The sequence below is a fragment of the Burkholderia sp. genome (assembly GCF_018375725.1).
GTDB lineage: Bacteria > Pseudomonadota > Gammaproteobacteria > Burkholderiales > Burkholderiaceae > Burkholderia.
Window position 1 is genome coordinate 1 of record NZ_JAHACR010000306.1, and the last position, 4,891, is coordinate 4,891.

Consider the following 4,891-nt stretch of genomic DNA (forward strand, 5'->3'; position numbering starts at 1 on the left):
GTTGCCGTGCTTGCCGAGGTGAATCACGGCGTCGATCCTGAACGCGTGACGCAGCCAGAAGTAGAACGCGAGATACGCATGCGGGGGCACGAGATCCGCATCGTGGTAACTCGCGTAGTCGTGCTCGCCGCGCGAACGCGACGGCTGGATGCCGACGAAGATGTTGCCCGCGCGCCAGCCCGCGATCGTGAAACGGCCGTGACGCAGCGTCGGGTCGGCTTCGGGCGCCCCCCAGCGCTCGTTCAGCGCATCGCGCACGACCGCCGGCAAGCGCGCGAAATGCGTCAGGTAATCGGCGAGCGCAAAGCTCTGAAATGCCGGCCGCATCGCGCGCACCGACGGATCGTTGGTCACGCCTTCGGTCAGCTGCGCGATCAGCGCGTCGCCGTCGGCCGGCAAGTCGGCGACGCGGTAGCCCGCGCCGCGCAGCATGGCCAGCACGCCGAGCGCCGAGGCCGGCGTATCGAGCCCGACGCCGTTGCCGATCCGCCCTTCGCTCTGCGGATAATTGGCGAGAATCAGCGCGAGCCGCTTGTCGGCGTTGTCGAGCGTGCGCAGCCGGCACCAGCCGCGCGCGAGCGCCGCGACGAATTCGATCCGCTCCGCGTCGGGCTGGTAGCGCACCACGTCGACTTCGGTATGCGGGCAACGATAGGCGAGTCCCTTGAAGCTCACCGCGCGCGTGACGATGCGCCCGTCGACCTCGGGCAATGCGATATGCATCGCAATGTCGCGCGCATGCAGGCCCTGATTGTCGCCGAGCCAGGCCTCACGGTTGCCGCCCGACAGGATGACCTGCAGCACCGGCGCATCGCCCGCGAGCGCTTCCGGCTGCGGATCGTCGATCGCGCCGGCCGCAAACGCGGTCGTGTTCAGCACGAGCGCGACCTCGTGCGCGCGGCACAGGCGCTCGATAATCTCGCGGCTCACGGCATCTTTCAGCGACGTCACCGCGATCGGCAGCGGATTCAGCCCTTCGTGCACGAGCGCATCGGCGAGCGCATCGAACACGGCCGTGTTCGCGGCCTGCCAGTGCGCCTTGTAGAACAGGATCGCGACCACGGGCGCGCCCGGCTTCCAGCGCGGCAGCCAGTCCTCGATGGACGCCGGATCGCGTGCCGGGTGATACAGCGCCGCCGCCGGGAGCGGGCGCGGCGGCTCCGGCTCGCTGCCGAATCCGAGCGTGTGATGCGCGATGCTGCGCAACAACGCCTCGGCGTTGTGCGCGCCGCCTTCGCGCAGATAGCGCCACCACTGGCGGCACAGCTCGGGTGCAACGGTACTTTTCGCGATCAGGTTCGGATCTTCCTGCAGGTCACCCGAAAACATCGCGAGCTGCTGCTTCTGCCGTGCCGCGAGCGATACCGCCTGCTCGATCCCGTACGGCCAGTAAGCCTCGCCGCCGAGATGGTCGATCACGACCGTGCGCGCATGCCTGAGCACGTCGTCGAGGTAGAAATCGACCGACGCGGGCTGGCGCAGGAACGTCACGTTCGCAAGCCGCACGCTCGGAAAGCCGGGCGGCAGACGCGGCACGACACTCGCGAGCAGCGACAGCGTCGTGTCCGCCGAACTCAGGATCACGATGTCGGCGGGCCGCTGGTCGATCCGGACGACACCCGCGGTATCGTCGACGAAGCCGCCCGGCGAAGTGCGCAGCAGATGCATCGCGCGTTACGCCTGTTGCGGCTCGGCGGCCAGCGCCGCATCGAACGCGCGCTGCAGTTCGGCCGCGTCGAGCGCCTCGCCGATCAGCACGAAGCGGCTCGTATGCGCTTCGCCGTCCTGCCAGCGGCGGTCGAAGTAGCTGTCGAAGCGGTGCCCGACGCCCTGGATCACGAGCCGCATCGGCGCGTCGGGCAGCGCGGCAAACCCTTTCACGCGATAGATCGTGTGGGTCTCGACGAGGCGCTTCAACGCGGCGATCGTCGCGTCGCGCGAGCCCGCATCGCCGCTGACGACGACCGAATCGAATTCATCGTGATGGTGATCCGCGTCGTCGGCCGAGCCATGATGGTCGTGGCGCAGGTGGATCGTTTCCTCGGATGCCGACTCGAGCCCGAGCAGCATCGCCAGATCCAGCTCGCCGCGCTCGGCACGGACGATCTTCACCTGCGGCGGGATCTCGTCGCGGATCGCCGTTTCGACCTGTGCGAGCTGCGTGTCGTCGACGAGATCGGCCTTGTTGACGATCACGAGATCGGCGGACGACAGCTGATCGGCAAACAGCTCGTGCAGCGGCGATTCGTGGTCGAGGTTCGGATCGGTGCGACGCTGCGCGTCGACCGCCTGCGGATTCTCGGCGAACTGCCCGCGCGCGGTCGCCGGCCCGTCGACGACGGTCACCACCGCGTCGACCGTGAAGCTGTTCTTGATCGTCGGCCAGTTGAACGCCTGCACGAGCGGTTTCGGCAGCGCGAGGCCGGACGTCTCGATCAGCACGTGGTCGATGTCGGCGCGCCGCTCGACGAGCGCTTCCATCACCGGATAGAACGCCTCCTGCACGGTGCAGCACAGGCATCCGTTCGCGAGTTCGTAGAGCTGGCCGGACGCTTCGCCCTGCGCATCGTCGCAGCCGATCCCGCAGCCCTTGAGGATCTCGCCGTCGATGCCGAGCTCGCCGAACTCGTTGACGATCACCGCGATGCGGCGGCCTTCGGCGTGTTGCAGGATGTGGCGCAGCAAGGTCGTCTTGCCGCTGCCGAGAAAGCCCGTGACGATCGTCACCGGAAGTTTGCGCATCTGCATGGAATATCCTGGGTCGAAAGGGAAATCAGGCGGAGATCGTCACGTCGATCTCGTCATAGCGTTTCACGCGGTAAATCACGGCCGAAATGAGCCAGCTTGCGAGGAACAGGCCGATCACGACATAGCCGAGGATGCCGAAATGCTCGGCCGCCATCGTCGCGAAATCCCACACCGCGCCTTGCAGCGACAGCTTGTGGGCGAGCAGCGCCAGCACCTCGATACTGCCGATCAGCCCGGCGACCAGCACCGACACGAACGTGATCGTCATGTTGTAGTAGATCTTGCGGATCGGCCGGACGTACGCCCACCGATACGCGCCCATCATCAGGATGCCGTCGGTCGTATCGACGAGCGTCATGCCGGCCGTAAACAGCGCCGGCAACGCCATCACCGACCAGAAGGACAGGCCGCCCTGCACCTGCGTCGCCGAGATGCCGAACAGCGCGATCTCGGTCGCGGTGTCGAAGCCGACGCCGAACAGGAAGCCGATCGGATACAGATGCCAGCTCCGCGACACGAGCCGGAACAGCGGCCGGAACAGGCGCGCAAGCACGCCGCGCCGGTTCATCAGCAGGTCGAGATCGTCGTCGACGAGCGGCTCGCCGCGCCGCACGGCGCGAAACGTCCGGTACACGGAGATCAGGATCATCAGGTTTGCCGCCGCGAGCAGCAGCAGGAAGAAGGCCGACACGCTGGTGCTGATCGTCCCGCCCCACGCGCGCATGCTCTCGAAGCGCGCGAGCGATGCCGCCGTCAACGCGACCACGGCCGACATCACGATCACCACCGACGAATGGCCGAGCGAGAAGAACAGCCCCGCGCCGAGCGGGCTGCGGCCTTCCTGCATCAGCTTGCGCGTCACGTTGTCGATGGCGGCGATATGGTCGGCATCGACCGCATGACGCAGCCCGAACACATACGCGAGCAGCGCGGTGCCGAGCAGTACCGGCTGGCCGTGGAACGCGATGAACGCCCAGATCCATGCGCCGAGGTTGAACGCGATGAGCGCCGTGTAGATGACGGCGATTTTGCCGCGCAGCCCGGACGGGCTGTCGTTGAACAGGCGGAAGAACGATTCGAGCATGGTTCTCCTTTGCGAACGGTCGACATGAAGAATGCCAACACGGCCGCATCGGTGCCCGGGCCCCGTGCCGCCTGCCGTCCGCCGCGCGTTCGATCGCGCGAATGCGGCTGACGGTCGGAAAACGGGAAACGCTGGGCGTCAGGCGCACTGCGGCCGTGGACGATGCGCCGCATCCCCGCGGCGCTGAACCCCATGTTTTGGCCGGTATCCGGGCTGACGAACACCCCGCTTCGCCTTCCCGGACGCGCGAGGCGTCCAGTGGCTGTCGTCCGCATGCGAGCGCACATGCGGCGAAGCGGGGCTGCATCGCACATGGCGCAATGCGTTCGCTTACCGTTGCGGGGGCAGCACAGGTTGGCGCCGACTGCGAGGCAGGCGGGCTCCCTGTTTCCCGTTTAACTGCGCACGCAGGAACGCGTGCGCGAGCACCGAAACGCGTGCGAGTGTAGGCGTCGCGGAAGGGAGCGTCAAGGCGACGGCCCGCCGGATCCATCGGCCAGCCTCGGTTCCCGCAGAGGCCTGTGCTATCGTATGCGCGCGTTCGGTGCTCGTGCGCGCCAGCCGGCGCGCGCAGTTAAACGGGAAACAGGAAGCGGATCGCCGCTCGGCCTGTGCTGTCCCCGCAACGGTACGCCGCCCGCATGACGCGCCGCCGAGCGCGCATGCCCAGGCCGCCCACGATGCCACTGCCCGCGCGCCGGGCGGGAAGGCTGCGGCCTGACAAGCGGCCAGCCCGGATACCGGCCGACGCAAGGGGCGAGCCTGCGGCTCGCCGGACGCCCGATCCGCGGGGAATGGATTGCGTGCGCGTTTCGTCCGCTGCCGTGCGGACATTACCCAGTTCACCATGCATCGTTTTCGTATCGGTCGCTTTCGCACCGCCCTTCCGCCGAACTTCGCCACTTCGCCACGGTTCGCGCCGTGCCGCTTCCGATGAGCCGCGCCTGGCTGATCGGCGGGGGGCCGGGTGACGCCGACCTGCTGACGCTCAAGGCCGTGCGCGCAATCGGCGCGGCCAATGTGCTGCTCGTCGAATTCCGGGCCGGAGGGCATCCGGCG

At 67.7% G+C, this 4,891-nt stretch carries 4 protein-coding genes and 2 riboswitches; of the genes, 1 reads left to right on the forward strand and 3 read right to left on the reverse strand.

Annotated features, from left to right (window positions below; translation table 11 throughout):
* The 3 genes from KH616_RS21375 to KH616_RS21385 all read right to left on the reverse strand — a co-directional run.
* Window positions 1–1,668, reverse strand: a 1,668-nt coding sequence (locus KH616_RS21375; protein ID WP_292250582.1) for a cobaltochelatase subunit CobN, incomplete at its 3' end; no start/stop codon positions are given.
* Between the two features lie 6 nt (window positions 1,669–1,674).
* Entirely contained in the window at window positions 1,675–2,748 is a 1,074-nt protein-coding gene (gene cobW, locus KH616_RS21380) for a cobalamin biosynthesis protein CobW (protein WP_292250583.1), read from the reverse strand.
* A 25-nt stretch (window positions 2,749–2,773) separates the two neighbouring features.
* Complete coding sequence (locus KH616_RS21385) at window positions 2,774–3,832, reverse strand: HoxN/HupN/NixA family nickel/cobalt transporter (RefSeq protein ID WP_292250584.1); 1,059 nt, start codon at window positions 3,830–3,832, stop codon at window positions 2,774–2,776.
* A 181-nt stretch (window positions 3,833–4,013) separates the two neighbouring features.
* A riboswitch (cobalamin riboswitch) is annotated at window positions 4,014–4,280 on the reverse strand.
* 77 nt (window positions 4,281–4,357) lie between these two features.
* Window positions 4,358–4,596, forward strand: a riboswitch (cobalamin riboswitch).
* Between the two features lie 169 nt (window positions 4,597–4,765).
* Between KH616_RS21385 and KH616_RS21390 the strand changes: the two genes are divergently transcribed.
* Window positions 4,766–4,891 (forward strand): SAM-dependent methyltransferase (locus tag KH616_RS21390; protein WP_292250586.1); only part of this gene is annotated, 126 nt, incomplete at its 3' end.